Genomic DNA, 25,380 nt, shown 5'->3' on the forward strand with positions numbered 1-25,380 from the left:
CGCTGGGCCCCCGCCTTTCATTGTGGAGAACTTTCGCTATGGAGCGTGCGAAGCACCTTAGCCGAGATCCTTCGCGCTGCGTTCGATCACTTCGAGCCATTCGCGGCGCGCATCGAGTGCAGCTTGAGCCTTCTCGATCTTCTTGGCATCGCCGGTCGCCTGTGCTTTTTCAAGGTCCTCTTCGTAGCTCGCGATAGCTGCGTGCAACTGCGAAGAGGCGCCCTCGACGCGAGCCTTCGTGCGCGGATCGGTGCGGCGCCATTCGTCGTCTTCCGCCTTCTGGAACGCCGCGCGGACCGCACGTATGCGCTCGTCGACGCGGCGCATGGCGTTTCGCGGAACGCGGCCCGCGGCATCGAATCGATCTTCGATCGAGCGGAAGAGTTCCTTTGCCTTCTCGAGGTCGGTGATGGGCAGGAGCGCCTCGGCCTCCTCGAGGAGAGCTTCCTTGACCTTGAGGTTTTCCGATTGCTCGGCGTCGATCTTCTTGAGATCCGCGTTGCGGCGTTCGAAGAATGAATCCTGCGCGGCTTTGAATTTCGCCCACTGGGCGTCGTCCTTCTTACGGTTGCCTCGCGGAGCGGCGCGCCACTGATCCATGAGAGAGCGGAATTCACGCGCAGTGGGCCCGAAGTCTTCCGAGTCCTGGATCGCTTCGGCCTGCTCGATGAGGCGCGCTTTGATCTTTTCCGCCTCGGCGTGCTGCTGATCGAGCTCGCTGAAGTGGGCGCGGCGTTTGCGATCAAATTCGCTGCGGGCCGCAGAAAGACGCTTCCAGAGCTTGTCCTCTACCTCTCGTTCGAGCGATGCCTCGTTCTTCTGCATCTCTTTCCAGTCAGGAACCATCGAACGCATGCGTTCGGCGGCCTTCTTCCAGGAGATGCGGTGCGAATCGGTCGCGACGAGCTCTTCGATTCCTTCGACGAACGCGGTGCGCTTCTTGGTTGATTCTTCGCGGGCCGCAAGGCGGGCCTTCTCGAGCTCGCCGATGAGTTCTTTGGCCTTCTCCCGAAGCTCATGTGCTCTCTCGCGTAGCGCCGGGATGTCACCGACGACCTTCGGTTCCTTCATGTTCTTGCGCATCTGCTCGAGGATGCGGTTGAGGTCGGCTTGAGTGAGCCCGGGAACTTGAAGCTTTTGCTCAACGACGTCGAGGAACGCGCTCAAATCGAGGTAGGCGTGGGCGAACGGCGTGAGGGCTTTCTCGCGCTCGGTCCCCTTTTCCACCGTGCCGATTTCACGGACCTGGGTGCCGTCTTTGACAGTGACGGTGCCTTCATCGTTCACGTCACCAAAGGTGAGCGCTTCGGTGACTTTGGCGTCGTCGTAGCTCGTAGCGGTGGGAACGATGGGAACGAGAGGCGTGCGCGGGGTCTTCCCCTTGAGCTGCGCGGGGGAGCCGGGCTTCGGTGCCTTGGGAGTCGGGGGCTTTGGAACACCCGGCTTTGGTGCGTGGGGTTTTGGGGCCCCTTCCGACGCCTCCTGGGCCTGAGGCGCTTCACCTACCTGTGCCGCGGCGGGCGTCTCGGGTGCAGCTTCCGAATCCGTCTTCGTCGTCTCAGGGGCCTCCGTAGCCGTGGCCGATTCGGTAGTCTCGGATACTTCAGCGGTTCCGGGGATCTCGGCGACTTCGGGAGCCTCGGGTGCGACGGGGGTCTCGGGGGTGTTCTGGTCGTTCTCGTTCACGAGCTTCTCCTAGGATTCGAGGGCACCGAGGTGCCTCGGACAGGGGGCGAGGCGAATTGCCTCGCACCAACGGCGCCGCTTGGGCCACGGCATCAGGTAAAACTGTATCGCGGATAACACTGCGAACGGAATTTCATGTCTCCTTCTGGGAAAAGCGGCACGATGGGAGTATGACTTCTGAGCGCGCCACTCTCGATTTTGTCGTTTCTCCTTACCTCAGCGCGACCTGCTCGCTTCTCTACAGCGGGCGTGATGCGCTCCTCGTCGATCCCGGCCTTGAAGTCGCGAGCGAAGTGAGCACGTTGCTCGAAAAGAACGAACTTGAGCTGCGCGCGATTCTCGTGTCCCACGGGCATCTTGACCACGTTGGCGATGTCTCGAGTATTGCCGAAAAATACGAGGTCCCCGTCTATGTGGGCAAAGCGGATAAGTACAGGCTTGAGGACCCCATGGGCCAGCTACCGTCGGCCTTCACAAACCAGATCCGCCCGCTCTGGGACGAGCGCGGGTGGGCTGAGCCCGCGACCGTGCACGCGATCGGCGACGGTGACGTGCTCGATGCGGGGGCGTTGCGTCTTCGCGCGCATTCTTACCCCGGGCACACCGAAGGCTCAACGGTGTACTTCTACGAGGGCGAGGTCCAGGTGAATCCGCTCGTGGGCGTCACCCCACGCGCTCTTGCGGCGCCGGGGCTGGCTTTCACGGGCGACGTGCTGTTCAAAGGCACGATTGGCCGCACAGACCTCCCCGGCGGGAACCCGGAGGATATGAAGGCCTCGCTCACAAAACTCCGCGCATTCGCACTTGCACACGCGGAGATAGTGGTCGTTCCAGGGCACGGTCCGCTCAGCACTTTCCGCGACGAACTCGCAGATAATGGATACCTGCGCACCGCCTTCTGAGGAAGGTTCGCGCATATGACACCACGACCACACAAGGAGAAGTGCCCATGGCGAAAGTGACGCCACTTTCTGGATTCCCCGAATGGCTTCCCGCCGAACGACGCATCGAGCAGCACGTGATGGACACGTTCCGCGAGGTTGCTGAGCTGCACGGTTTCTCCAATATCGAGACGCGCGCGGTTGAGCCGCTTGATCAGCTCCTTCGCAAGGGCGAGACGAGCAAGGAGATCTACGTTATTTCCCGTCTCCACGCAGACGAAGAGGAGGGGGAGAAGGAGGGCCAGAAACTCGGCCTCCACTTCGACCTCACTGTTCCGCTCGCGCGCTACGTGCTCGAGCACCAGAACGACCTCGCGTTTCCGTTCCGCCGCTACCAGATCCAGAAAGTGTGGCGCGGAGAGCGGCCGCAGGACGGCCGCTTTCGCGAGTTTTACCAGGCTGATATCGACATCATTGGGCAGGATTCGCTGCCCTCGCACATGGATGCAGACGTCGCGATCGTCATGGCCGAAGTGCTCGGCAAGCTCCCGATTCCCGGGTTCACGATCTCAATTAACAATCGAAAGCTCTCCCAGGGCGTGTTTGAGGCGCTCGGCCTGAGTGATATCGAAGGCGTATTGCGCCAGCTTGACAAGCTCGCCAAGATCGGCGAGGCCGAGGTGCGCAAGCTTCTTATCGAGCAGGTGGGGGCGAGCGAGGAACAGGCCGACGGTTGCCTTGCTTTTGCGAGCATCAGGGCAACTCACGAGGACCTCGCCGACAAGGTCGAGTCGCTCGGGGTCTCGAGCGAGGAGATCACGAGCGCACTCGAGGAGCTGTGCTTTGTGATTCGAACCGTTAATGCCTCCGTGCCGGGTGCGTGCATCGCCGACCTCTCGATTGCGCGCGGCCTCGACTACTACACGGGTACCGTGTTCGAGACATTCGTCGAGGGGCACGAGGATCTCGGTTCTATCTGCTCGGGCGGCCGCTACGACACGCTCGCAACCGATAACCGTCACTCCTACCCGGGGGTTGGTCTTTCGATCGGCCTCTCGCGCCTCGTTTCGCGGCTCGTCACGCGTTCGCTCGTGACGTCGACGAGGGCTGTGCCGACCGTCGTTCTCGTAGCTGTCACGGATGAGGAGCACCGTGACACAAGTGTCGATGTGGCGCGCATGCTGCGCGCGCGTGGCATTTCAGCCGAGGTCGCCCCGAGCGCCGCGAAGTTCGGTAAACAGATCAAGTACGCGGATCGACGCGGCATCCCGTTCGTGTTCTTCCCCTCCGAAGGAAGCGCGGGGGAAGTGAAAGACATTCGAAGTGGTGAGCAAACTACTGCGGACGCGCGCACGTGGCAGCCGGATGAAAGCGATATGACCGCCCGTGTGGTGGCGGCCACGCCGAATAACTAGCCAGAAATAACAGAACCGATAAGGAAGTTGGAACAAGCATGGCTACCGTAGAGATGACCAAGGACAACCACGACGAACTCGTCAAGGACGGGATCGTCTTCATCGACTTCTGGGCGGATTGGTGCGGCCCTTGCCAACGCTTTGCCCCGATCTTTGAAAAGGCTTCGGAAGAAAATCCGGACGTGACATTCGCAAAGGTCGATACCGAAGACCAGACCGAACTTCAGATGCAGTACGGCGCAACCTCGATTCCTACGATCGTGGCTTACCGTGACGGCATTCCCGTTTTCGGCCAGCCCGGGGCGCTTCGCCAGGCCGAGCTCGATTCGCTTATCTCACAGGTGCGCGGTCTCAACATGGACGAGGTACGCAAGGCTTACGAGGAGCAGCAGGCGAAGCAGGGCAAGTAAGCACTCGCTTTCCGTATAAGGGAAGAGGTTCGCCAGGAACGGCGACCCTCTTCCCTTTTTTGAAAGTTTGCGGTTTTGAAAATGGGGAGCAGTCGGTATAGTGCTGCGCATGACATCGGAAAGCGCCGCAGTTCCAACCCGTAGCAAGCCCAAGCGCCAGCAGGCGGTGCTCACCGTTCAGGACAAGACGCAGGTGAGTGAGAATCTCGTGCGCCTCTGCCTTGGTGGCGCGGACTATGCGAAGCTCAATCGCAATGAGTGCACAGATGCGTACGTCAAGCTCCTTCTTCCGCAGCCGGGAAGCGGCCTCGCGGCACCATTCGATTTGGAGCGGTTACGAGAAGAGGCACCGGAGCTCTTGCCCGCTCGCCGCACATATACGGTTCGACGCTGGGACGATGCGAATGAGCGCCTATGGATCGACGTGGTCGTGCACAACGCCCCCGGCCAAAACGGCATCGCGAGCGACTGGGCCGAAACGGCTTGCGAAGGTGACCGGATCGCGCTCATGGGAGCCGGCGGTGGCTACGCGCCACGGCGCGAAGCTGACCTTCATATCCTCATTGGCGATCACGCGACGGTCCCAGCGATCGCCGCGGCGCTTGAAGCGATGCAGCCCGGCGCACGGGGATATGCCCTCATTCACGTCGACGACGAAGCTGACGTTCTTTCTCTCACCCACCCCGAAGGCGTCGTCGTTTCGTGGGTGAGCGGCCCTCATGAGAATCTCCTCACGGCCGTCGAGGCGCTCGACGTTCCTCCAGCCTCGATTGAGAATCGCAGCGTTCACGTTTTTTGTCACGCCGAGCGGGGGCTCACCAAACGACTTCGTTCACACCTCGTGAGGGAGCGCGGCATTGCGCGCGAAGACATCTCGATCTCGGCATACTGGGCGCTCGGCCGTGTGGAGGATCGTTTCCAAGCGGAAAAGCGCGAAGCGATTGGCCGCATCGATCCCGATTAATGGCGGATGCGCCACAGTTCCTGCTCCACACCATCGTGTTCCCCAAAGTTTCCCGCCAGGGCAGACGCTCCACAACGAATCCTCGCTAGCCTCAAAACATGAACAGTACAGTCACACAGCTGCCAAGCTGGGCCAGTGCAAGTCCACTCATGGAGCGCTATTACCTCACGGAATGGGGTTTGCCCGTCACCGATGAGACCGGAGTGTTTGAGCGCGTAAGCCTCGAAGTCTTCCAGTGCGGGCTCTCCTGGTCCACGATTCTCGCGCGGCGTGAAGCTTTCCGCGAGGTTTTTCACTCCTTCGAGGTCGACCGGGTCGCAGCAATGGGGGAGAGCGACGTCGAGCGCCTCATGGGGGACCGGCGGATCATTCGCAATCGTCGGAAAATCGAGGCGACCATTGGAAATGCTCGCGCCGCACTGGCCCTGCGCGAGGAGGGCAAGGACCTCGCCGAGCTCCTGTGGGGGTACGTTCCCGAAACGACTTACGCCCCTCGCACGCACGAAGAAATACCCTCGCGCGATGAAACTTCGACGCAAATGTCGAAGGAGCTCAAAGCACGAGGGTTCTCATTCGTGGGACCGACAACCTGCTTTGCCCTTATGGAGGCGATAGGGATTGTGGACACGCATCTCGTGACATCGCCCCGCCGAGGAAGCTCAGGTGTATTTGATTCCGACGGTTGCCGCGTTCGCGCCGTGGCGCGATAAAGAAACCTGAGTTCAGGCGGGGTTTTTGGAATCGAGGTCGACTTCGATCACGCCGTCAGTCACGCGTGAGGCGTACACGGGGAGGGTGTAAGCGTCGTTCGCGTAGCACTTGCCGGTCTCGAGATCGTAGACCTCTTTGTAGATGGGGCTCGCGAGCGTCGCGCGAGGCGTGCCGTCGACTTCGCGGTCGCCAACGATGCCACGCGACATGACACCCTGCTGGGTGCGCGGATCGACGTTCGAAACGACGTAGATCTTGCCGTCCCAGGCCTTCACAACGGCAACCTGCTCGGTGCCAAAAAGCGCCGCCTCGGGCAGATCTTGGTTGATGTCGGTCTCCTTGCAGATGCTCTGCCAGTTGCTCATGGTTGTCCTCGCTTGTCGGGTCAAGTGGCGGGCAATGTCGATCGCAGGGATCGCGGCCAATACGGTATTTGGCCTGCGACTTCGCGGACCAAAGTCCCCCGTGGGGGTGATGCGGTTGGTCGCGAAAAATCCCTCGCTTTTGTGGCTCCACTGTACTCGAAAACGGGTGGTGATTTTGTGTAGGGTGAGACCACGTCTACACCCCTAAGCCTCAAAGTAGGAGCTGCCGTGAGCACTGCCGACGTTGCCCCCAACTCTGAAACCGCTAACGAGGAGACCCTCGTCAAGCACGTCGTTGTCGTGGGCGGTGGCCCCGCCGCGCAGCGCTTCGCCGAAACGATGCAGGCGCGCGATAAAGCCGGCGCCTACAAGATCACCGTCATCTCGGAAGAAAAGGTCGAGCCTTACGATCGCGTGAACCTCGCGAAGCGCTGGGACAAGAGCTACGACCTGACTCTCGGTGATCGCTCACTGTGGGAAGATCCGCACATTGACCTGCGCCTCGGCGATCGCGTCAATTCGATCGAAACCGACTCGAAGCTCGTCCGCACGTCCTCAGGAACCGTTTACGGCTACGACGAGCTCGTGCTCGCGACCGGATCGAACGCCTTTACGCCTCCCATCAACGGCTGGGATACGAAGGGCGTGTTCGTATACCGCACCGTCGATGACGTCGACGGTATGGGCGCGACAGTCGAGGGCCTCAAGAATGACGAAAAGCGCACGGGCAAGGCGGTCGTTCTCGGCGGTGGTCTCCTCGGTCTTGAGGCCGCCGGTGGTCTCGCAAGCGAAGGCTACGAAGTGCATCTCGTTGAGCTTGCCGGCTGGCTTATGCCCGCGCAGCTCGATGAGGGCGGCGGCAATCTCCTCAACCGCCTCATTGAACAGCGAGGAATCGTTCTTCATACGGGCGTGAGCCTCGAGCAGGTACTGCCGCGCATCGAATACCGCAAGGGCAATACCGCGGATGAAGAAGCCATCAACGCGGCCGCCTCCAACGTGCGTGGCGTCAAGCTCTCCGACGGCACCGAGCTTGACGCCGACCTCGTGTGTCTCGCCGTGGGCATTCGACCGCGAGATGAGCTCGGCAAGGTGAACGGCTTCGAAATGGGTCCGCGCGGCGGCATCATGGTCGGCCAGGATTGCCGCACCTCGGTCGAACACGTGTGGGCGATTGGTGAATGTGCCGCGATGGAAGGCCGCACCATCGGCCTCGTGGCGCCCGCGAACACGATGGCCGAGGTCGTCGCCGATCAGCTCCTCGGCGGCGACAAACTCTTCGGCGAGATTGACGGCTCGACCAAACTCAAGCTTTCGGGCATCGACGTCGCGAGCTTCGGCGATGCGAAGGGCGCCGAGAAGGACTCGCTCGACGTGGTCTACGCCGATCCCACCCGCGGCATCTATCAGCGCCTCGTCATGAGTCCTGACGCGGCCGTCCTCCGCGGCGGCATCCTCGTGGGCGACGCTTCGAACTACTCGACGCTTCGCGCCTACATCGGTCGTGAACTTCCGGGAGATCCGGCGGCGTATCTTGCAGCCGGCGGCGGCGAAGTTCCCGATTCCGGCGACATGCCCGACGACGTCATCGTCTGCTCGTGCAACAACATTTCCGCGGGTACCATCAAGGCAGCGATTAACGGTGAGGGTGACTTCGCCGAAGCGTGCCACGACATTCCGTCGATCAAGGCCGCAACGACGGCTGGTACTCAGTGTGGTTCGTGTGTTCCGCTCTTGACCAAGATCCTTGGAAACGAGCTTGCGAAGTCCGGCATCGCCATGTCGCGCGGCCTCTGCGAGCACTTCTCGATGCCTCGCGCCGAGCTGTTCCAGATCGTTAAGGAACACGACCTCAAGAGCTTCCCCGAGGTCATTGGTCGCTACGGCAAAGGCAATGGCTGTGACGTGTGTAAACCCGTCGTCGCATCGATTCTCGCGTCGCTCCGCGACGACTACATCCTCGGCAAAGGCCTCCAGGAGCTTCAGGACACGAACGATAGATTCATCGCGAACATGCAAAAAGACGGCACCTACTCGGTGATCCCGCGCATGCCCGGTGGCGAAGTGAAACCCGAAGCCCTCGTGGCGCTCGCCGAAGTTGCCCGCGACTTCAACCTCTACACCAAGATCACCGGCGCGCAGCGCATCGGCTTGTTCGGTGCCCGCCTCGAGCAGCTTCCGAACATTTGGACACGTCTCGTCGAGGCAGGCTTCGAATCGGGCCAGGCTTACGGCAAGAGCCTCCGCGCAGTAAAGAGCTGTGTCGGAACCGACTGGTGCCGCTTCGGCCAGCAGGACTCGGTTGGCATGGCCGTGCTCCTCGAGAACCGCTACAAGGGCCTTCGCTCACCCCACAAGTTCAAGCTCGGCGTTTCGGGCTGTGCGCGCGAATGTGCCGAGGCGCGCGGCAAGGACATCGGCGTGATCGCGACCGACAAGGGATGGAACCTCTACGTTGGCGGTAACGGTGGCTTCACGCCCCGCCACGCGGACGAGTTCGCGCAGGACCTGAGCGATGAAGAGCTCGTGAAGTACGTCGATCGTTTCCTCATGTACTACATCTCGGATGCCGACAAGCTCCAGCGCACCGCATCGTGGGTCGAAGCACGCGGCATTGACCACGTCAAGGAAGCCGTGCTCGAGGATTCGCTCGGCATGGGCGAGCAGTGGGAGCACGAGATGCAGAAGTTCGTGGACAACCACAAGGATGAATGGGTCGAGGCCGTCAAGGACCCCGAAAAGCTCTCGCGGTTCCGCTCATTCATCAATGCCCCCGAGGCGCCGGATCCGCTCTTTGCGCGCATGCCGATGCGTGACCAGAACCGTCCGGCGACGCTCGAGGAGCGCGAACAGGTCCTCATCTCAGGTCCGGTCATTTCCTTCCGTGACGCGCATGGCCAGGAGGTTCCTGCCGAGCAGGTCCTCGAACGTCAGTAGCTTCGTGAAAGCCTCTGACCTTTCAGTTGCGCATCAGTGGCGGGGTCGTGTCGTTGATCTCTCGGATCACCGCGACTCCGCCGGCTGGCGCGCGGCGCAGGCTCTTGCACTCGAGGGCGCTGAAGTTTTCGTAGGCGACTCGCCCGCTCGCGATCGCGCGCGGCGTTTCGATCAACTTGCGAAGGCACGCGGCCTCGAGCACCTCACCCTTCAGTGGGCGGGTGAGTCCCGTGGGGAGATCCTTTCCGGCCTTTGCCCGCCTCACGCTGAAAAAATCGCGCTCAAGGATGCCGAAGTACCGTCGGAAGGTCGTGAGAACCCCACGGGTGTTGTGACGCTTGTGGGCGGTGGCCCGGGAGATCCGAGCCTTTTGACGATCGCCGCGCTCACCGCGATTGCGCACGCCGACGTGGTTCTCCTCGACCGCCTCGGCATTGCGCTCAATGTTGTGGAGCTCGCGCCCGCTGCGCTCGTGATCGACGTGGGTAAGGCGCCCGGGCGTCACAAGATGCCGCAGGAAGAGATCCATGAGACGATGCTCGCCTTCGCCCGCGAGGGAGCTCGGGTCGTGCGTCTCAAGGGCGGGGATCCCTTCATTTTTGGCCGCGGAGGCGAAGAATGGCGCTTTCTCGCGGAAAATGGAGTTCGTGTAGAGGTCGTCCCGGGCATCACGAGCGGCCTGAGCGTACCAGCTCACGCAGGTGTTTCCGCAACGTATCGCGAGGTCACACGCGCGGTCACGATTATCTCGGGCCACCAACCCTTCAACCAGTCCGAATTGTCCTCACTCGTGTCCCTTGGTAGCACGATCGTGATCCTCATGGGGGTCGCCACCTTTCCCTCAACGGTTGCGGGGCTCCGCGAGGCTGGCCTGCCAGATTCAACTGGTGTCGCGCTCCTCGAGAAGGGGTATACCTCGAACGAGCGCCACACCTTCACAACGCTCGGCACCGCGATCGAGGACGCACGCAGCAGAAAGGTCACGAATCCGGCGATCATCGTGATCGGCGACGTTGTGGGCGTCAGGGAAGTGTCAGCAGAAATTTCTGAAGCCCAAGGTTAGCCCGACCCAAGGAGAAGACGCGTGAGCACCTCAAACGCCGCAAACGTGACCGAACCAAACGAGCGCCCCCTCGAGGGGATGCGCGTGGCCGTGACAGCCGCACGCCGCGCAGACGACCAAATCGCCGCTCTCGAGCGCGCCGGTGCAAGCGCTGTGCACGCTCCGACGATGCGAATTGTGCCGGTGGAAGACGACACTGCGCTCATTGACGAAACGCGGGCACTACTCGAAGCAGCTCCGCCTACGTTCTTCGTGACGACCGGGCAGGGCATCAACTCGTGGCTCGAGATTCTCGAAGAGCCCCTCAAACAGCAGGTTCTCGACTACCTCGCCTCGACGCAGATCATTTGCCGGGGTGCCAAGGGACGTGGCACGGTGCGAAAGTGGGGCCTTCCCGACGCGCCCAGCAGCGAGAAGGAAACGAGCACGTCAATGGTCGAGCTCGCGCTTGAACTTGGCATCGCCGATGGACCCGTGGGCCTTCAACGTCACGGCTACGTACCTGAAAAAGCCCTCGCACCTCTCGGCGAGCGCGAAATTTTCGTCGTTGCGCCCTACCGCTGGGAGCTCGCAGAAGATCTCGCGCCGGTGCGCGACCTCATCACGAGCATCATCAGCCGCGAGGTGGACGCCGTGACCTTCACGGCGGCGCCAGCGGTCGTCGCCCTGTTCGACGTCGCCGATGAGCTGGGGGTTCGCGAGCAGCTCCGCGAGGCCTTCGCGAGCGACGTGTGCCCGGTCGCCGTCGGACACGTGACGGCCGAGCCGCTCGAAGACGAGGGACTCAAGCCGCTCTACCCCGAACGTGAGAGGCTCGGGGCGATGGTGAAACTTATGGGGGAGAAGCTGAGCCCTCGCGCGCGCTGAACTCTTTAAGCGCGCTCTCGTAGCGTGCCGCGACGATTGGAGCGAGCGCGTCGCCAAGATGGCCGAGCACGAGCCAGCCGGCCTCTTCGGCGCGGCCGCGAGCCTTGTCGAGTAAAAGCCCCGGCGCGGCGAATAGGGGAAGAACCGTGCCCGGGGTCGTGCCAGCCTCGAGGCGATCACCGAGGCGCGGCGCGCACGTCGCGAAGCGCGCATGCACGTCCCTGCTGATGCGTGCGGAAAGCTTGCGAGCGAGCGACTCGACGGCCTCGTTCGCACCGGGACGGGAGGATCCCACCCCAAGGAGGATGATCTCGCCGCGCGATCCTTCACTCTCGCCACGCGCCAGGTGCGAGGCGAGAACCGTGACGAGATCCTCGCCTGTGCCGATCACCCCGGTTTGCGCGAGCGTAATGTCGTGAGCCTTTTCCGCCTCGTGAAGGCCGCCCGGAGCATCCTCGGTCGCGTGGTACGCCTCGGTGAAGAGGAGCGGCACGGCGATCGCTGAAGAGTAACCGTGTTCGGCGAGTGCACCTACAACCTCCGGAATTGACGGCGAAGCGAAGTCTTCGAGATAGGCCGCGTGAGCCTCGACCCCGAGAAGCGCTCCAGCGGCGGCCACGAGCGATTCGGTTGCTTCTGCGGCAGCGGGGTTGCGGCTTCCGTGGGCGATGCCAATGAGGGCTGGGGCAGCGGGCTTCATCATGCTGGAAACCCTACCCGAGGCGCTTTTTCTTCTCGCTCTCGGCACGCGCAGTTCGACAACTCGCAATGGGATCTGAGCCCCACATCACGAGCGCCGCAGCAATTGTGCCCGTCGCCATGATGCCCGCGAGCACGAGGAGCTGGAAGCGCCCCGCTTCGAGCGGCGAAGCTCCCGCGAAAACGGCACCGACAAACGCACCCGGCATGGTGACGATGCCCGTCACGCGAGTCTGATCCACGTTGGGAATGAGCGCCTCGCTCATGGCCCTCGAGGCGATCGGGCGCACCGCCCTGCGATTAGTCGCGCCGAGCGCGAGCCAGCCTTCAATCTCACCCCAGTGCTCACCCGCATCTTGCGTAAGGCGGCGGCCCGAAAGTGTCACGATGCTCATTGCGTTCCCGGTAATAATTCCGCCGAAGGCAAGGAGGTTCTGTCCGGTGAACTCCAGCGCCCCCGTGAGAAACACAGCGCTCACCGAGGCTGCTACGGCGGCGCTCATCGATAAGGCGACGAGAAGCACCGTGCGAGCATCGGCACCTAACCTTCGTGAAGACGTCCACACGCCGAAGCCAAGCATGACGAGGAGCGCAAGAAACACATAGCCGATGTGCGTAATCGCGATGCTCAGAACGCTCGAGAGGATCGCGAGCTGCACGAGCGCGCGCAGGAGAGCGACGGCGGGATCAGCCCACTCGGCTACACCCCACACGCGCCGGAGCACGAGAGTGAAGGCAAGGCACAGCGCGAGAGCAATCGCGGTGGAGATAAGAGAAGCGGTACTCACCCCTCGCCTCCAGAATTACTCGTTTTCGACACCCAGACGCTCGAGCTCCTCTTCGATAATGCTCGGATCAAGCTTCTGGAAGATCGGCTTGGGCTTCGAGACCGGAGCACCCACCGCGACCTCGCGATGGCCCCACGCCGGGACATTCGTGTAATCGCCTGTAATGATCGGGTAGGAACCGTCGGCATCGAGATCCTCGACCTCTTCGATACGCGGCATCGGCGCGATCTCAAGAGTGCCGCCGAGCGCCTTTTCAACCTCGTTGGCGGAGAACGGCAGGAACGGCGAGAGCATCGTATTGAGGTCGGTGACGGCTTGTGCGAGCACGTGCAGGATCGTGAGAAGACGGGGTCGCTGCTCCTCCGCCTTGAGCTTGAACGGCTCGGTCGCCGAAACATACGCGTTCGCTTCTCCCACGAGGTGCATGACCTCGGCGATCGCCTGGCGCTGACGGTGGGTGCGAATGAGGTTTCCGACGGTGTCGAAGCCCTCGGTGATCTTCGTCAGAAGCGCGTTGTCGGCATCCGTAAGCTCGCCGGCGGGGGGAATCTCGCCCACGTTCTTGGCAATCATGGCGGCAGTGCGGTTCACGAGGTTCCCCCACCCCGCAACGAGCTCATTATTTGTGCGCGAGACGAATTCGCTCCACGTGAAGTCCGCGTCCTGGTTTTCGGGGCCCGCCGCGGAAATGAAGTAGCGCAAGGCATCGGCCTGATACCGCTCGAGAACGTCGCGCACATAAATCACAACGCCCTTCGAACTTGAGAATTTCTTCCCCTCCATCGTGAGGAACTCCGAGCTCACGACCTCCGTCGGAAGATTGAGCGTGCCGAGCCTACCCGGCTCACCGCCCTTGCTGCCGCCGCCGTTGTGAGCGATGAGCTCGGCCGGCCAGATCTGCGAGTGGAAGACGATGTTGTCTTTGCCCATGAAGTAGTAGGAGAGGGCTTCGGGATCGTTCCACCACTTGCGCCACGCCTCGGGATCGCCCGAGCGGCGTGCCCACTCGATCGACGCGGAAAGATACCCGATCACGGCATCAAACCATACGTACAGGCGCTTGGTTGGTTGATCCTCCCAGCCGGGAACGGGGATGCCCCAGTCGATATCGCGCGTCATCGCACGCGGCTTGATTTCCTTGAGGATGTTCTGGCTGAAACGGATGACGTTCGGGCGCCACAGGCCCGTGGCCTCGCGCTCATCGAGCCATTCGCCGAGCGCATCGGCGAGGGACGGAAGGTCGAGAAAATAGTGGGTCGTCTCGATGAACTTCGGGGTTTCACCGTTGATTCTCGAGACCGGGTCGATCAGGTCGGTCGGGTCGAGCTGGTTGCCGCACGCATCGCACTGGTCGCCGCGTGCTCCCGGAGTTTTGCACAGAGGGCACGTGCCCTCGATGTAGCGGTCGGGGAGGGTGCGGCCGGTCGAGGGCGAGATTGCGCCGCTCGTGACTTTCTCGATCATGTAGCCGTTGTCACGCACCGTTGTGAACATTTCGCGAACGATCGCGTAGTGGTTGCCCGAGGTCGTACGAGTGAAAAGATCGTAGGAAAGCCCGAGGTTGACGAGATCTTCCACGATGATGCGGTTGTTGCGATCAGCAAGCTCGCGGGCCGTGATGCCCTCGGCATCGGCAGCCACGAGAATCGGGGTTCCGTGCTCGTCGGTTCCAGACACCATGAGCACGTCGTGCCCGGCCATGCGCATGTAGCGCGAGAAAACATCGGAGGGGACACCGAATCCGGCAACGTGGCCGATGTGGCGGGGTCCGTTTGCGTAGGGCCAGGCGACAGCAGAAAGCACAGTACTCATAGGGCTCCAATTCTACGACGTTTTATGAGGGAAGCGCCCTATCCTGGAGGCATGAGTTACGACAACGACACGAAGCCCACAGGTCTTGCCCTCGCTCAGCAGAAAATGCGGGGTGCAGGCGTAGCCGAAGCCGCCATCAATGTCTTCAGCGATTTCTACCATCAACTCGAAAAGGGGGTGACGGGCTCGATCCCGGAAGAGACCATCTCGCCGCTCACTGAGGTGGACCGTCTCTCGGATGTCGAGGTTGACCCTGAGGTCGCGAAGGATGCCTTCTCGAAGCTCGTTGTCATCAACCTCAACGGCGGCCTCGGCACGTCGATGGGCATGGATCGCGCCAAGTCGCTCCTTCCGGTTCGCGACGGCAAGAGCTTCCTCGACATCATCGTCGAGCAGGTACTCGCGGCCCGTAAGAAGACCGGCGCGCGCCTGCCGCTTTTGTTCATGAACTCGTTCCGTACGCGCGAGGACACGCTCGAGGTGCTCGCGAAGTACCCGGATCTCCAGGTGGGCGATCTCCCGCTCGACTTCCTTCAGAACAAGGAGCCGAAGCTGAGGCGCGATGACCTCACGCCCGTCGAATTCCCGGAGGATCCGGAGCTCGAGTGGTGCCCACCCGGTCACGGCGATATTTACACGGCGTTGCTCACGTCCGGTGTGCTCGATGCCCTTCTCGAGCAGGGCTTCCGCTATGCCTCGATCTCGAACTCCGACAACCTTGGCACGGTCCCGTCTCCCGAGATCGCCGGCTGGTTCGCGGCCTCGGGTGCCCCGTACGCCGCGGAGCTTTGCCGCCGCACAGCCGCGGATCGCAAGGGTGGTCATCTTGCGATTCGGAATTCCGACGGTCGCCTCATCCTGCGCGACACCGCCCAGACCCCGGCGGAGCAGATGGACTACTTCACCGATGAGCACCGCCACCCGTTCTTCCACACGAATAACCTGTGGTTCGACCTCGTGAAGCTCAAGGAGATCCTCACTGAACGTGAAGGCGTGATGGGCCTGCCGCTCATCCGCAACGAGAAAACAGTCGATCCTTCCGACAAGTCGAGCACGCCGGTCTATCAGATCGAATCGGCGATGGGTGCCGCGATCGAGGTCTTCGAGGGCGCAACCGCGATCGTTGTGGATCGCTCTCGCTTCCTTCCCGTGAAAACCACGAGCGACCTGCTACTCGTGCGCTCTGACGTGTACGACCTCACCGAGGACTACGCGCTCGAGAAAGTCGTGGAGAAAGCCCCACTCGTGAAGCTCGCCGACGCCCCCTACAAACTTGTGGCGGACTTTGAGAAGCGCTTCCCGGGCGGCGCGCCGAGCCTGAAGGGCGCGTCTTCGCTCACCGTCGAGGGCGATTGGACGTTTAACGAGGGCGCCCGTATCGAAGGCGACGTGACGCTCGGAGCTGAGGGCGGAACCCTTCCCTAACCTCCACCTAGATTGCCTAGAGGTTGTGGGGGTTTGGTGCCGACACAATGCGCGGATCCAAGCCCCCGCGACCGTCTCGCCCACGTCTGCTCTCTTCTCTACCCTCGTTTCCCCTCCTACCTTCTCTCTCTCCCCCCGGATTGACGTACCGAAACGTACGTAATCAGAGTCCCGATTGAAAGGCTCGGCTTGAATTCGCCCCATTTGCGCTTACTTCGCCTTTCCGATGCTCCTGGTGTTCTCGCCGCGTTCAAATCTTCACCCGAGATGTCGCGTCAGGGAGACGTCACAGACGAAACAAGTGCGTGCAGGTACGTCGAACGCCTCCTCGATCCGGAGTTATCACACCGCCCGTGGGCCGTTGCCCGGCCAGATGATTCTCTTGCTGGACTCGTCGCCGTGAGCGTCGATGAACAAAACCGAAACGGGTGGTTCTGGTACTGGATGAATGCAGCCGACAGGGGTCAAGGCTGGATGCGGAGTGCGGCGACGACTATCGCCGATTGGGCTCTCGATCAAGGTGGCTTGTACCGCCTCGAACTCGGTCATCGAGCGAACAATCCAGAAAGCGGGGGAGTCGCCCGAGCAGCGGGATTCATCCGCGAAGGATTGGAGCGAGAGAAGTTCCTCGTCAATGGGGAACGCATCGATGTGCTCACCTATGGTCGACTCGCGACCGACCCCGTGCCGGAGGGTCCTCGTCTCCCCATCGTGTCGCCAAGCGCCGCCTAGCTCGAACATCGCAGTTTCCACAATCTCGAAACATCCGTTACGTGGGGGCTGGTGTTCTGGTTTGCTAGGTGATGTGGGCCTCGCTCGGGTGTGGAGAGCTGATGGGGGAGCGTATGTGGAGCGGGCGGGCGCGGGTTTTTGGTGCTTGTGGTGTCGCGGTTGTGGTTGTGGCCGGTTTGGTTGGTTGCGGTGGTGGGGGCGTTGAAGGGGAGTCCGACGCCTGCCGCGCATTCGCCTGCTTCTTCGGCTCGTAGTGATGCTGGCGGGGCTGAAGTGAGGGTGTGCCTGAGGAGTTTGTGGGTAATCCTGTGCGGGGTGTGGGCACGCTTGGCCCGGTGAATCCGGAGGCGAAGAAGGAGACGTTGACGGAGCCCATGAAGAAACGCTGAAGCTCGTGTGGGCGGCGCGGCACGCACCCACTGTGAGGTGAGGGTGGAGGAAACAGGCTGGGCGTCCCAGTTTTGGCGTGTGGTGTCGGTTTTGTCCACCCTAGTTTTTGATTGCGGCGGGGTAGCCGCACGGGTGAGGTCCGTTTAGCTACGTCAATCCGGTCCGGGGAGGGGAGGGGCGAGCGGAGTTAAACCCCCACAACCTCTATGCAATTCAGCGGGAGAGGGGGTGGGCCTTGAACTTCGTGTCGGGATTGACGAACGCGTCCTGACTCTCGATGATCAAAAGCTCGCGCGCATCGACCTTGAGAGTGCGTTCGATGAGTTCGAATACCGACGCGGCTGTCTTCTCTAGTGCCTCGACGGGGCCAGCGCCGCCGAGCAGATGCGCAGTGAACAGCGCCGTGGTGACATCGCCACTGCCGTGGACCTTGCGCTCCAGGCGGGGCGTCGCGAGGAGGTACGCGCCGGAAGAGTCGGCCACGAGAAGCTCGAGGGTGCCGGTTTCGGTTTCGTTGGTAATCACGCTCGTGACGAGCACGGTTTCGGGGCCCTCGGCGCGTAGCTGTGCGACCGCCTTGAGGGTGCCCTCGCGCGTGGACACGTCGATCCCGGTGAGAACGCCGAGCTCGAAGTGATTCGGTGTGAGAACATCGGCGGCGGGAACAACCTTATTGGTCATGAGCGGCGGGATGTCGGAATCAACGTAGAACCCCTCGCCGGCATTGCCCATGACGGGATCGGCAATATATACGGCGTTCGGGTTGTGTTTTTTGACCCGCTCAACGGTATCAAGGATGACGTCGGTGACCGGGGCGGAACCCTGGTACCCACTCAAGATGGCGTCGGCCTCGCTAAGAACGCCGAGCTCCTCGATCCCAAGCACCACCTCGTGCACGTCCTTCGCATCGATCACGGGGCCGCGGAACGTGGGGTGTCCCGTGTGGTTGGAGAAATTCACCGTGTTGACGGGCCACACCTCGTGGCCGAGTCGCTGAAGAGGAAATACCGCAGCGGAGTTGCCCGCGTGGCCGTAGGCGACCGCGGATTGGATCGACAGGATTTTCATGCGTCACTCCTTGACGACGTTTGGACGGTGCACATTGTGGCTAGAAGAGGGAGGGGCCGAGTGCCTTGGATTTCTCGGCGAGGTAGCACGTGCCGCACAGTGATTCGTAGGTCACGCGGCCTGCGCCGTCGATCGCTACTTGGTCGCCCTCGAATACGAACATGCCGTTTACGCTGCGGCAATTAAACTCTGCCTGTGAGCCGCAGCGACACATCGTGGGCAGCTTTTCGAAGTTGTCGGCTAATTCGAACAGACGCGAAGAGCCGGGAAACTGGCAGGCGAGAAAGTCGGTGCGAAGCCCGTAGCAGATCACGGAAATTTGGTCGTTCTTCGCGACGAGGAAAAGCTGATCGATCTGGTCGCGGTCGAGAAACTGGCTCTCATCCACGAGAACGACGTGGAAATCTAGCTCGGGGCGCTGGGCAATGAACGCCTTGATCTCTTCGCGCAGGTCGTGCCCCGATTCGATGAGCACGTCGACGCGCCTCTTCGCGCCGCCGCGGGCAAGAACCCAGTCCTCGCCCTTTGTATCAATTGCGGGCTTCACGGTGATGGTGCCGAGGCCACGTTCTTCGTAGTTGTAGGCGGTTTTGATGAGGGTGTCGGACTTTCCCGAGTTCATCGCGCCGTATTTGAAGTGGAGCTTCGCCATCGGTTCCTCCTGAGCGTCCCTTCGCCGTGCGCGATTATGTCCTCCACAACTTTAGTGCACCTCGCCTTGCTAGCGTGAAGTGGTGACGACACGCGAAAAACACGGCGGCGGCCGGAAGGCTTTCACGCGCAAAAACCAAGCGAGGAGAAACTCGAGAGCGTGGCGCGAGAAGAGCCGAGCAGGCGTCGGCCCCCGCGATTCCGGGCCCTGGAACGGGGCGGAGCGCACCGATGGGAAAGCCGACGGCGGTCAAACGGTCAGTTCGGGGCGTACGATTCCCGTGGGGCTTTCCACGTCGTCGCTGTTTCCGCTAGGGCTCGAGGAGACGTTCAGGGCAGCGCAGATCACCGGCTACGACGGCGTCGAGATCATGTGTTCGCTCGAGTCCGCAACCCGCGACGTCATGCGCCTCGAGACCCTTAGGCGAGTGTACGACCTGCCGATTTTGTCTCTCCATGCCCCAACGCTCTTCTTCTTACAGTTCGCGGGTGGTCTCGACCCGAAGAAGAAGCTTGAGGATACGATGCGCCTTGCCGTGGATCTCGGGGTTCCGACGGTTGTTGCCCACCCGCCGTTTCGGTGGCAGGGACGCTATGCCCGGGACTTCGTGAAAATCGTTGCCGAACTGGAGGCGCAATACGGGATCGCACTCGCCGTGGAGAATATGTATCCGTGGCGCCTCGGGCTTCGCGAAGCGCTCCCGTACTATCCGGATCATGACCCGACCGATGAGGGCTACGCGCATCTCACGATTGATCTCTCGCACGCTTCAACCGCGGGCGATGACGCGTTGGCGATGATCGAACGCGTGGGGGATAGGCTCAGCCACCTGCACCTGACCGACGGGTCCGGTCACACGCTCCGTGACGAGCATCTCGTCCCGGGGGATGGTGATCAGCCGGTTGCCGAAATTCTTCGCACTCTTGCCCGCAGTAATTGGGGTGGTTCGGTCATTGTGGAGATCGCGACGGGCGCAAGTCGGAAGTTTGAAGCGAAGCTTGCGCCGATTGAGCGCTCGCTCGCCGTTGCTCGCCGAGAACTCAGTCACGTTTGAGTGCCATCAAAGGCTGAACTGGCCGTTCTTTCATTGAATCTCCAGTGCTTCAGTGGACAATAATGTGGCGCTTTGAGAGGCGCGAACCGAGACCGAAAGCGATTTGTAGTAGTGATCCCCAACACCGCGTTTGACCATAGAAACGCCGCCATTCTCTCCGTTGCCGCCGTGGAGGCTCAGGTTCCAGTCACGTCCGACTCGATCGACGAGATGCTTTCCCCGGCCCGCAAACGCCTTCGCCTTCCGAAAGGCACGCTTCAACGCGTCGCCGGAGTTTATGAACGTCGATGGTGGAAGGATCCGGAAAACGGCTGGAAGCAGGGCGCAGTGATTGCCGCTGAGCGAGCAATGGCGAGCGCCGGCATTACCCGTGAGGACGTCGGCGTTCTTATCAATGCCTCTGTTTCCCGCCAGCACCTCGAGCCGGCAATGAGCGCGCACATCCACGCGGCGCTCGGCATGCCTGCCTCGTGCATGAACTTTGACATCACGAATGCGTGCCTCGGTTTCGTCAACGCGATGACGCTCGCTTCGGGACTGATTGATGCGGGCCAGATCGACTACGCCCTCATCGTGGGCGCGGAGGACGTTGAAGAGGTTCAGCGCCGCACGATCGCACGCCTCAACGATAAGAACTCGACGCGCCAGGACTTCAATAACCAGTTTGCGTCGCTCACGCTTGGTTCGGGCGCCGCCGCTGCGGTTGTGGGGCGCTTCGACAAGCACCCTGAGGGGCACAGGATCACTCATACACAAACGCGTGCAGGCACCGAGCACCACGAACTCTGCATTGGCGACATGGACGACATGCGTACCGATACAGCGGGCTTGCTCGAAAACGGTCTCGAGCTTGTGACGCAGACGTGGCGCGCCGCGGAGGAAAGCGGCCGGGACTATTCACATAAGCAGTGGTACATCACCCACCAGGTGTCGATGGTCTACACGCGCGCATTCGCAAAGGCCATGGGGATCGATCCCGAGATCATCCCCGTGACTTTCCCCGAGCTCGGCAACATCGCCGCCGAGGCCGTTCCGCTCACGCTCGCCCTTAACCAGGACCGCTTCAAGAAGGGTGATGAGCTGCTCCTTCTCGGCGTGGGATCGGGCCTGAACACGGCGATGATGGAGGTTCAGTGGTGAGCGCGAAAAGCGTGAAAGACGTGGAGGAAGTCCCCAACCTTCCCGGTGTGGATCCCGAGCTGAACCACACTCTCGAGGTACGAGATTCGTTCGGCGACATGCGTCGCTGGCACTATCTCGACAACGCTCGTCAGCTAGAGGAAAGGCGCATTGAGGCTCGAGGCACGCTCCTGTGCGTGCACGGCAACCCCACCTATTCGTTCCTCTATCGCAGCCTTTTTAAAGAGGAGATACTCGAGGCCGGTTGGCGCGTGGTTGCAGTTGATCAGCTTGAAATGGGCTACTCGGAGCGCACGGGCCGCGATCGCCTTCTGCAGGATCGGATCACCGACCTCTCGCTCTTCACGGATGCACTCGGCCTCGCGGGCAACGTCGTCACGGTGGGCCACGATTGGGGCGGTATCGTCTCGATCGGGTGGGCGCTCGATAATCGCCACGACGTGATCGGCATGATCCTCACGAACACCGCGATCCACCAGGGACTTGGCGAGTCGCTTCCGGCTTCGCTGCAGCTTGCGACGGCGCCCGGCTTCCTGCCGTTCTCGACGTCCCGCACCGACGCCTTCCTCCGCACAACCGTCAACCTTTCCAAGCCACCGCTGCCCCGTGAGGTGCGCGAGGGCTACTACGCGCCCTACCGCTCGAAGGCACGCCGCCGCGGCATTGAAGCCTTCGTCGCCGACATACCGGCCACCGCGGATCACCCTTCACGCGCAACCCTTGAGCGTCTCGCCGAGGGAATCACCACCATGGACGTTCCCACCCTCATGGTGTGGGGGCCGCGCGATGTGGTGTTCTCGGATCGCTACCTGCGTGACCTGCTCGAACGCGTGCCCCATGCGGATGTGCACCGTTTCGAGGGGGCCTCGCACCTCGTGTGGGAGGACGCTCCCGTTGCGGGCGTTGTCAGCCGATGGCTGCAAGACCGCCTCGTCAAGGGCGAAAACCTGGGCGATCGTTCCGTGTCGAGCTTTGCCGAACAGCCGGAGTACAAGCGCCTGGGTTCCCTCATTACGGAACGTGCGAACGACCCGGCGACGGCCTTTGAACCAGCGGTCGTCGAGATGCTCGCCGAAGGCCCTCGCACGATTACGTGGAGCCTTCTCGAAAAGCGCGTGTCGCAGCTCGCAAGCGGTATGCGCGCGCACGGCATCAAGGCTGGCGATCGCGTGAGCGTTCTCGTGACGCCCGGTGCCGACCTCACTGCAGTGCTGTACGCGTGCTTGCGCATCGGCGCGGTTGCGGTTGTCGCTGATGCCGGCCTCGGCATCAAGGGCCTCACGCGGGCGATCGTAGGTGCCCACATCGACTACATCGTGGGCATCCCCACCGCCCTCGCGGGTGCGCGGGCGCTCGGCTGGCCGGGCGAGCGCATCTCCGTGCGTACGCTCCCCACGATCGATCGCGCCGTGTTCGGGGTGAAAACGTCGATCGATGAGCTCATGCACGAGGGCGAGCAGATCCATGCCCTCGGTGGCGGTGATGACACTGTTGATGTTGATCCGGATGCGGACGCCCTCGTGCTCTTTACGTCCGGTTCGACGGGGCCCGCGAAGGGCGCCGTGTACACGCACCGCCAGGCGAGCGCGATGTTTGCGGCCGTTGGCGACACGCTTCAGCTTCGCCCGGAGCGCGGCCTCGTTGCAGGATTTGCGCCGTTCGCGCTGCTCGGACCGGCACTCGGTGCACCGAGCATCGTCCCCGACATGGACGTGACGCGCCCCGGCGAACTCACGGCAGCGGCACTTGCCGACGCCGTTGACGAACTCGGCTCGCCCGCGGTTTTCACAGCCCCGGCGGCCCTTCAAAACATCATCGATACGGCAGGCGATCTGGACAACCGCCAGCGCGAGGCGCTCTCACGCGTGCCGAGCTTCTTCAGCGCCGGGGCGCCGATCCCCGCGTCGCTCCTTCGCGCCCTCCGTGACGTTCTGCCAAACGCGCACTCGTACTCGCCGTACGGCATGACCGAGTGCCTCGCGGTCGCCGCAATTGACCTTGAAGGAATCGAAGCCGCGGGCGAGGGCAGCGGTGTGTGCGTGGGCGCGCCCGTCCCTCGCGTGGAGCTTGCGATTGCGCCGCTTGAGTCCGACGGTCGCGCGGCTTCCACCGTGACCACAGAGCCCGGCGTCGTTGGCGAAATCATGGTGCGCGCCGCGCACGTTCGCGATCGCTACCTCATGCTGTGGGACACCACGCGAGAGTCGATGCGATGCGAGGGCTACCACGCAACGGGCGATGTCGGCCAGCTCGATGCGCAGGGCCGTCTGTGGGTCGAGGGTCGCCTCGCGCATGTCCTTACGACTTCGGTAGGTCCCGTGACTCCCGTGCAGATCGAGAAGGCTGCGGAGAACCTCGAGTTCGTGCGACGCGCAGGCGTGTGCGGCGTGGGTCCCGCGGGCACGCAGCAGGTTGTCGTGATCTATGAGGATCCGGCGACGTTCCGCCCGGGCAAGGGACAGACCCCCAAACCGGCGACGCCTGAGCGCCAAGCCGCAATCCGAGAAGCGGTTGAAGCAGCGACGGGCGTTGCCGTGACCGCCGCATTCGAAACAACAACCCTTCCGACCGATATCCGCCATAACTCGAAGATCGAGCGGGCGCGTCTCGGCGCGTGGGCCGCACGCGAACTTGCCGGCGAAAGGAGTGCGCTGTGAAGGTTCTCGTGACCGGTGCGAGCGGCATGCTCGGTGGCGAGGTCGCGAAGCGGCTTCGCGACGCGGGGCATGAGGTGAGCGCGTTCCAGCGCCGCCCCGCGGGCATCGACGGCGTGAAGGACGTGTGCGGTTCGCTCACGGAAGCAGGCGACGTGAACCGTGCCGTTGAGGGCAACGATGCGGTCGTGCACCTCGCTGCTAAGGTCTCGATTTCTGGCCCCGAAGAGGAATACCGCGCCGTCAACATTGAGGGAACGCGCAACGTGGTGAACGCGCTGCGCGCCCAAGGCGGCGGAAAGCTCGTGAACACCTCTTCACCGTCGGTCGCACACTTTGGCAAGGCCATCGTCGGACTCGACGCTACGGCCCCCGAACCCACGCGCGCCCGCGGGCCTTACGCCCGCACCAAAGCCGCCGCTGAGCTCGTGGCGATGGAAGCAGACGGCAAGGACGGTCTCCTCGTGACAACCCTGCGCCCGCACATCGTGTGGGGCCCGGGCGACACGCAGCTTGTCGAGCGCATCGTTGAGCGAGGGCGCAAAGGCACCATGCCGCTCCTCGACCGCGGCATGGCGCTCATCGACACGACGTATATCGACAACGCCGCTGAAGCTTTCGTCGCCGCACTTGACCGGATCGAGGACGTTCATGGCGAGAGCTTCGTGATCACCAATGGTGAGCCGCGCACGGTTCGCGACTTCGTCGTGGGGCTGTGCGATGCAGCAGGGGTTTCGCGCCCGCGCATCACGATTCCCGGGCCGGTTGCGCGCGTGGCCGGTCGCGTGATCGAGAAGGTGTGGGAATTTCGCCCCGGTTACGACGAGCCGCCCATGACCGAGTTTCTCGCGGAGCAGCTTTCGACTGCCCATTGGTTCGATCAGCGCCGCACGTGCGAGCGTCTGCAGTGGAAGCCGCGCGTAAGTATGGACGAGGGCTTCGCGAAGCTCAAGGTGTACTACGATAAGCAGCGTGACTGAAGATTTAACCACCTCCTCCGCTCATGACGCGGAGATTGCTGCCATTGATGCCGAGATCCGTGCCGAGCGGGATGCGAAGCCTCGCGCGTCGAGATTGACCGTAGGGCTCGTGTTGGTGCTCGGATCGACTCTTGGCCTCATCGCGTCGTTCGCGCTCATGCAGGATAAACTCGCGATTCTCGAAGATCCGAACGCGTCGCTGGCCTGCGACATCAACCCGTTCATTTCGTGCGGGACGTTCCTCCAAACATGGCAGGGGCAAACGTTCGGCGTACCCAACATGTACCTCGGCTTTTTCGGCTTTTCGATCATGGGGGTTGTGGGGGCGCTTCATCTTTCGCGCGTCGAGCTTCCCCGCTGGTTTCATTGGGCAACGTTTGGTGGTCTCGCGTTTGCTTTTGCCTTCGTGATCTGGCTTGCGAGTAACGCCCTTTTTGCCATTCGTGCCCTGTGCCCGTGGTGCCTCGTGGTGTGGGCCGTCGTGGCGCCCATGTTCTTCAGTTTCGTGACCTACCTCGTTGAGGAGGGCGTGATCGAAGTGCGCGGCGTTGCACGTGCCGTGCTCCGTTCATGGGTGGTGCTTTCGCTTGCGTGGTATGCGCTCGTGATTGTCGCGGCTTTCTTCGTGTTCCTTCCCGAGTGGCAGGCGATGTTTTTCTAGTCCTCGCGGTGCCTTAGCCTCCACAT

Annotated in this window: 22 protein-coding genes; 15 read left to right on the forward strand and 7 right to left on the reverse strand. The window is 62.3% G+C overall.

Annotated features, from left to right (window positions below; genetic code table 11):
• Positions 1–57: 57 nt before the first annotated feature.
• Positions 58–1,686, reverse strand: coding sequence for a DUF349 domain-containing protein (locus tag M3B90_RS00115; RefSeq protein WP_259888016.1), 1,629 nt, complete (start codon positions 1,684–1,686; stop codon positions 58–60).
• 170 nt (positions 1,687–1,856) lie between these two features.
• Here M3B90_RS00115 and M3B90_RS00120 point away from each other — a divergent pair, with 170 nt between their 5' ends.
• The 5 genes from M3B90_RS00120 (at position 1,857) to M3B90_RS00140 (ending at position 6,066) form a co-directional block, all read left to right on the forward strand.
• A complete protein-coding gene (locus M3B90_RS00120) occupies positions 1,857–2,588 on the forward strand; it encodes an MBL fold metallo-hydrolase (RefSeq protein WP_259888017.1) in 732 nt (243 codons plus the stop codon).
• Positions 2,589–2,635: 47 nt separating this feature from the next.
• The gene (gene hisS, locus M3B90_RS00125) at positions 2,636–3,982 is read left to right on the forward strand and encodes a histidine--tRNA ligase (RefSeq protein WP_259888018.1); all 1,347 of its coding nucleotides are present in this window, start codon (positions 2,636–2,638) and stop codon (positions 3,980–3,982) included.
• 38 nt (positions 3,983–4,020) lie between these two features.
• Complete coding sequence (locus M3B90_RS00130; protein ID WP_259888019.1) at positions 4,021–4,392, forward strand: co-chaperone YbbN; 372 nt, start codon at positions 4,021–4,023, stop codon at positions 4,390–4,392.
• Between the two features lie 109 nt (positions 4,393–4,501).
• The gene (locus tag M3B90_RS00135; protein WP_259888020.1) at positions 4,502–5,356 is read left to right on the forward strand and encodes a siderophore-interacting protein; all 855 of its coding nucleotides are present in this window, start codon (positions 4,502–4,504) and stop codon (positions 5,354–5,356) included.
• A 98-nt stretch (positions 5,357–5,454) separates the two neighbouring features.
• Positions 5,455–6,066 carry a DNA-3-methyladenine glycosylase I gene (locus tag M3B90_RS00140; RefSeq protein WP_259888021.1) on the forward strand — a complete coding sequence of 204 codons (612 nt, stop codon included), beginning with the start codon at positions 5,455–5,457 and terminating at the stop codon, positions 6,064–6,066.
• A gap of 12 nt (positions 6,067–6,078) precedes the next feature.
• Here M3B90_RS00140 and nirD read toward each other — a convergent pair whose 3' ends face one another.
• Positions 6,079–6,432: a nitrite reductase small subunit NirD gene (gene nirD, locus M3B90_RS00145; RefSeq protein ID WP_259888022.1), complete on the reverse strand. Its 354-nt coding sequence runs from the start codon at positions 6,430–6,432 to the stop codon at positions 6,079–6,081.
• A gap of 228 nt (positions 6,433–6,660) precedes the next feature.
• Between nirD and nirB the strand changes: the two genes are divergently transcribed.
• From nirB to M3B90_RS00160, 3 genes are read left to right on the forward strand one after another with little or no spacing between them, the layout of a single operon-like run.
• On the forward strand, positions 6,661–9,369 hold the full coding sequence (nirB, locus tag M3B90_RS00150) for a nitrite reductase large subunit NirB (protein WP_259888024.1): 2,709 nt from the start codon (positions 6,661–6,663) through the stop codon (positions 9,367–9,369).
• 4 nt (positions 9,370–9,373) lie between these two features.
• The gene (gene cobA / locus M3B90_RS00155) at positions 9,374–10,432 is read left to right on the forward strand and encodes a uroporphyrinogen-III C-methyltransferase (protein ID WP_259888025.1); all 1,059 of its coding nucleotides are present in this window, start codon (positions 9,374–9,376) and stop codon (positions 10,430–10,432) included.
• Positions 10,433–10,453: 21 nt separating this feature from the next.
• Complete coding sequence (locus M3B90_RS00160; RefSeq protein WP_259888027.1) at positions 10,454–11,299, forward strand: uroporphyrinogen-III synthase; 846 nt, start codon at positions 10,454–10,456, stop codon at positions 11,297–11,299.
• Here M3B90_RS00160 and M3B90_RS00165 read toward each other — a convergent pair.
• The 3 genes from M3B90_RS00165 to metG are packed head-to-tail and all read right to left on the reverse strand — an operon-like array spanning position 11,265 to position 14,598.
• A complete protein-coding gene (locus tag M3B90_RS00165; protein WP_259888029.1) occupies positions 11,265–12,002 on the reverse strand; it encodes a sirohydrochlorin chelatase in 738 nt (245 codons plus the stop codon). The two genes, M3B90_RS00160 and M3B90_RS00165, sit on opposite strands and share 35 nt — an antisense overlap.
• A gap of 10 nt (positions 12,003–12,012) precedes the next feature.
• Positions 12,013–12,786: an ABC transporter permease gene (locus M3B90_RS00170; RefSeq protein ID WP_259888030.1), complete on the reverse strand. Its 774-nt coding sequence runs from the start codon at positions 12,784–12,786 to the stop codon at positions 12,013–12,015.
• Positions 12,787–12,801: 15 nt separating this feature from the next.
• Positions 12,802–14,598, reverse strand: coding sequence for a methionine--tRNA ligase (gene metG / locus M3B90_RS00175; protein WP_259888033.1), 1,797 nt, complete (start codon positions 14,596–14,598; stop codon positions 12,802–12,804).
• A gap of 51 nt (positions 14,599–14,649) precedes the next feature.
• Here metG and M3B90_RS00180 point away from each other — a divergent pair, with 51 nt between their 5' ends.
• Positions 14,650–16,023 (forward strand): UTP--glucose-1-phosphate uridylyltransferase, encoded by a 1,374-nt coding sequence (locus M3B90_RS00180; protein ID WP_259888034.1) that lies wholly within the window; start codon positions 14,650–14,652, stop codon positions 16,021–16,023.
• A gap of 189 nt (positions 16,024–16,212) precedes the next feature.
• Positions 16,213–16,755 carry a GNAT family N-acetyltransferase gene (locus M3B90_RS00185; RefSeq protein ID WP_259888035.1) on the forward strand — a complete coding sequence of 181 codons (543 nt, stop codon included), beginning with the start codon at positions 16,213–16,215 and terminating at the stop codon, positions 16,753–16,755.
• Positions 16,756–17,358: 603 nt separating this feature from the next.
• On the opposite strand, the gene pdxY is transcribed toward M3B90_RS00185, so the two are convergent.
• Both pdxY and M3B90_RS00195 read right to left on the reverse strand, forming a co-directional pair.
• A complete protein-coding gene (gene pdxY, locus M3B90_RS00190; RefSeq protein ID WP_259888036.1) occupies positions 17,359–18,213 on the reverse strand; it encodes a pyridoxal kinase PdxY in 855 nt (284 codons plus the stop codon).
• 40 nt (positions 18,214–18,253) lie between these two features.
• A complete protein-coding gene (locus M3B90_RS00195; protein ID WP_259888037.1) occupies positions 18,254–18,865 on the reverse strand; it encodes a thymidine kinase in 612 nt (203 codons plus the stop codon).
• 82 nt (positions 18,866–18,947) lie between these two features.
• Between M3B90_RS00195 and M3B90_RS00200 the strand changes: the two genes are divergently transcribed.
• The 5 genes from M3B90_RS00200 (at position 18,948) to M3B90_RS00220 (ending at position 25,354) form a co-directional block, all read left to right on the forward strand.
• On the forward strand, positions 18,948–19,919 hold the full coding sequence (locus M3B90_RS00200) for a sugar phosphate isomerase/epimerase (RefSeq protein WP_259888038.1): 972 nt from the start codon (positions 18,948–18,950) through the stop codon (positions 19,917–19,919).
• 114 nt (positions 19,920–20,033) lie between these two features.
• Positions 20,034–21,059, forward strand: a complete 1,026-nt coding sequence (locus M3B90_RS00205; protein WP_259888269.1) for a 3-oxoacyl-ACP synthase III — start codon at positions 20,034–20,036, stop codon at positions 21,057–21,059.
• Positions 21,053–23,716 (forward strand): alpha/beta fold hydrolase, encoded by a 2,664-nt coding sequence (locus M3B90_RS00210; protein ID WP_259888039.1) that lies wholly within the window; start codon positions 21,053–21,055, stop codon positions 23,714–23,716. The genes M3B90_RS00205 and M3B90_RS00210 overlap by 7 nt, the downstream gene beginning before the upstream one ends.
• Positions 23,713–24,693: an NAD(P)-dependent oxidoreductase gene (locus M3B90_RS00215; protein WP_259888040.1), complete on the forward strand. Its 981-nt coding sequence runs from the start codon at positions 23,713–23,715 to the stop codon at positions 24,691–24,693. Before M3B90_RS00210 ends, M3B90_RS00215 begins: the two co-directional genes overlap by 4 nt.
• On the forward strand, positions 24,686–25,354 hold the full coding sequence (locus M3B90_RS00220) for a vitamin K epoxide reductase family protein (protein WP_259888041.1): 669 nt from the start codon (positions 24,686–24,688) through the stop codon (positions 25,352–25,354). The genes M3B90_RS00215 and M3B90_RS00220 overlap by 8 nt, the downstream gene beginning before the upstream one ends.
• Positions 25,355–25,380 lie beyond the last annotated feature (26 nt).

Origin of the sequence: Dermabacter sp. p3-SID358 (assembly GCF_025147465.1) — a bacterium.
Lineage (GTDB): Bacteria > Actinomycetota > Actinomycetes > Actinomycetales > Dermabacteraceae > Dermabacter.

Excerpts from the sequence above, each read along its gene's own strand:
- M3B90_RS00120 (WP_259888017.1), top strand. The coding sequence starts at position 1,857 with ATGACTTCTGAGCGCGCCACTCTCGATTTTGTCGTTTCTCCTTACCTC.
- hisS (WP_259888018.1), top strand. The coding sequence starts at position 2,636 with ATGGCGAAAGTGACGCCACTTTCTGGATTCCCCGAATGGCTTCCCGCC.
- M3B90_RS00130 (WP_259888019.1), top strand. The coding sequence starts at position 4,021 with ATGGCTACCGTAGAGATGACCAAGGACAACCACGACGAACTCGTCAAG.
- M3B90_RS00135 (WP_259888020.1), top strand. The coding sequence starts at position 4,502 with ATGACATCGGAAAGCGCCGCAGTTCCAACCCGTAGCAAGCCCAAGCGC.
- M3B90_RS00140 (WP_259888021.1), top strand. The coding sequence starts at position 5,455 with ATGAACAGTACAGTCACACAGCTGCCAAGCTGGGCCAGTGCAAGTCCA.
- nirD (WP_259888022.1), bottom strand. The coding sequence starts at position 6,432 with ATGAGCAACTGGCAGAGCATCTGCAAGGAGACCGACATCAACCAAGAT.
- M3B90_RS00165 (WP_259888029.1), bottom strand. The coding sequence starts at position 12,002 with ATGATGAAGCCCGCTGCCCCAGCCCTCATTGGCATCGCCCACGGAAGC.
- metG (WP_259888033.1), bottom strand. The coding sequence starts at position 14,598 with ATGAGTACTGTGCTTTCTGCTGTCGCCTGGCCCTACGCAAACGGACCC.
- M3B90_RS00180 (WP_259888034.1), top strand. The coding sequence starts at position 14,650 with ATGAGTTACGACAACGACACGAAGCCCACAGGTCTTGCCCTCGCTCAG.
- pdxY (WP_259888036.1), bottom strand. The coding sequence starts at position 18,213 with ATGAAAATCCTGTCGATCCAATCCGCGGTCGCCTACGGCCACGCGGGC.
- M3B90_RS00195 (WP_259888037.1), bottom strand. The coding sequence starts at position 18,865 with ATGGCGAAGCTCCACTTCAAATACGGCGCGATGAACTCGGGAAAGTCC.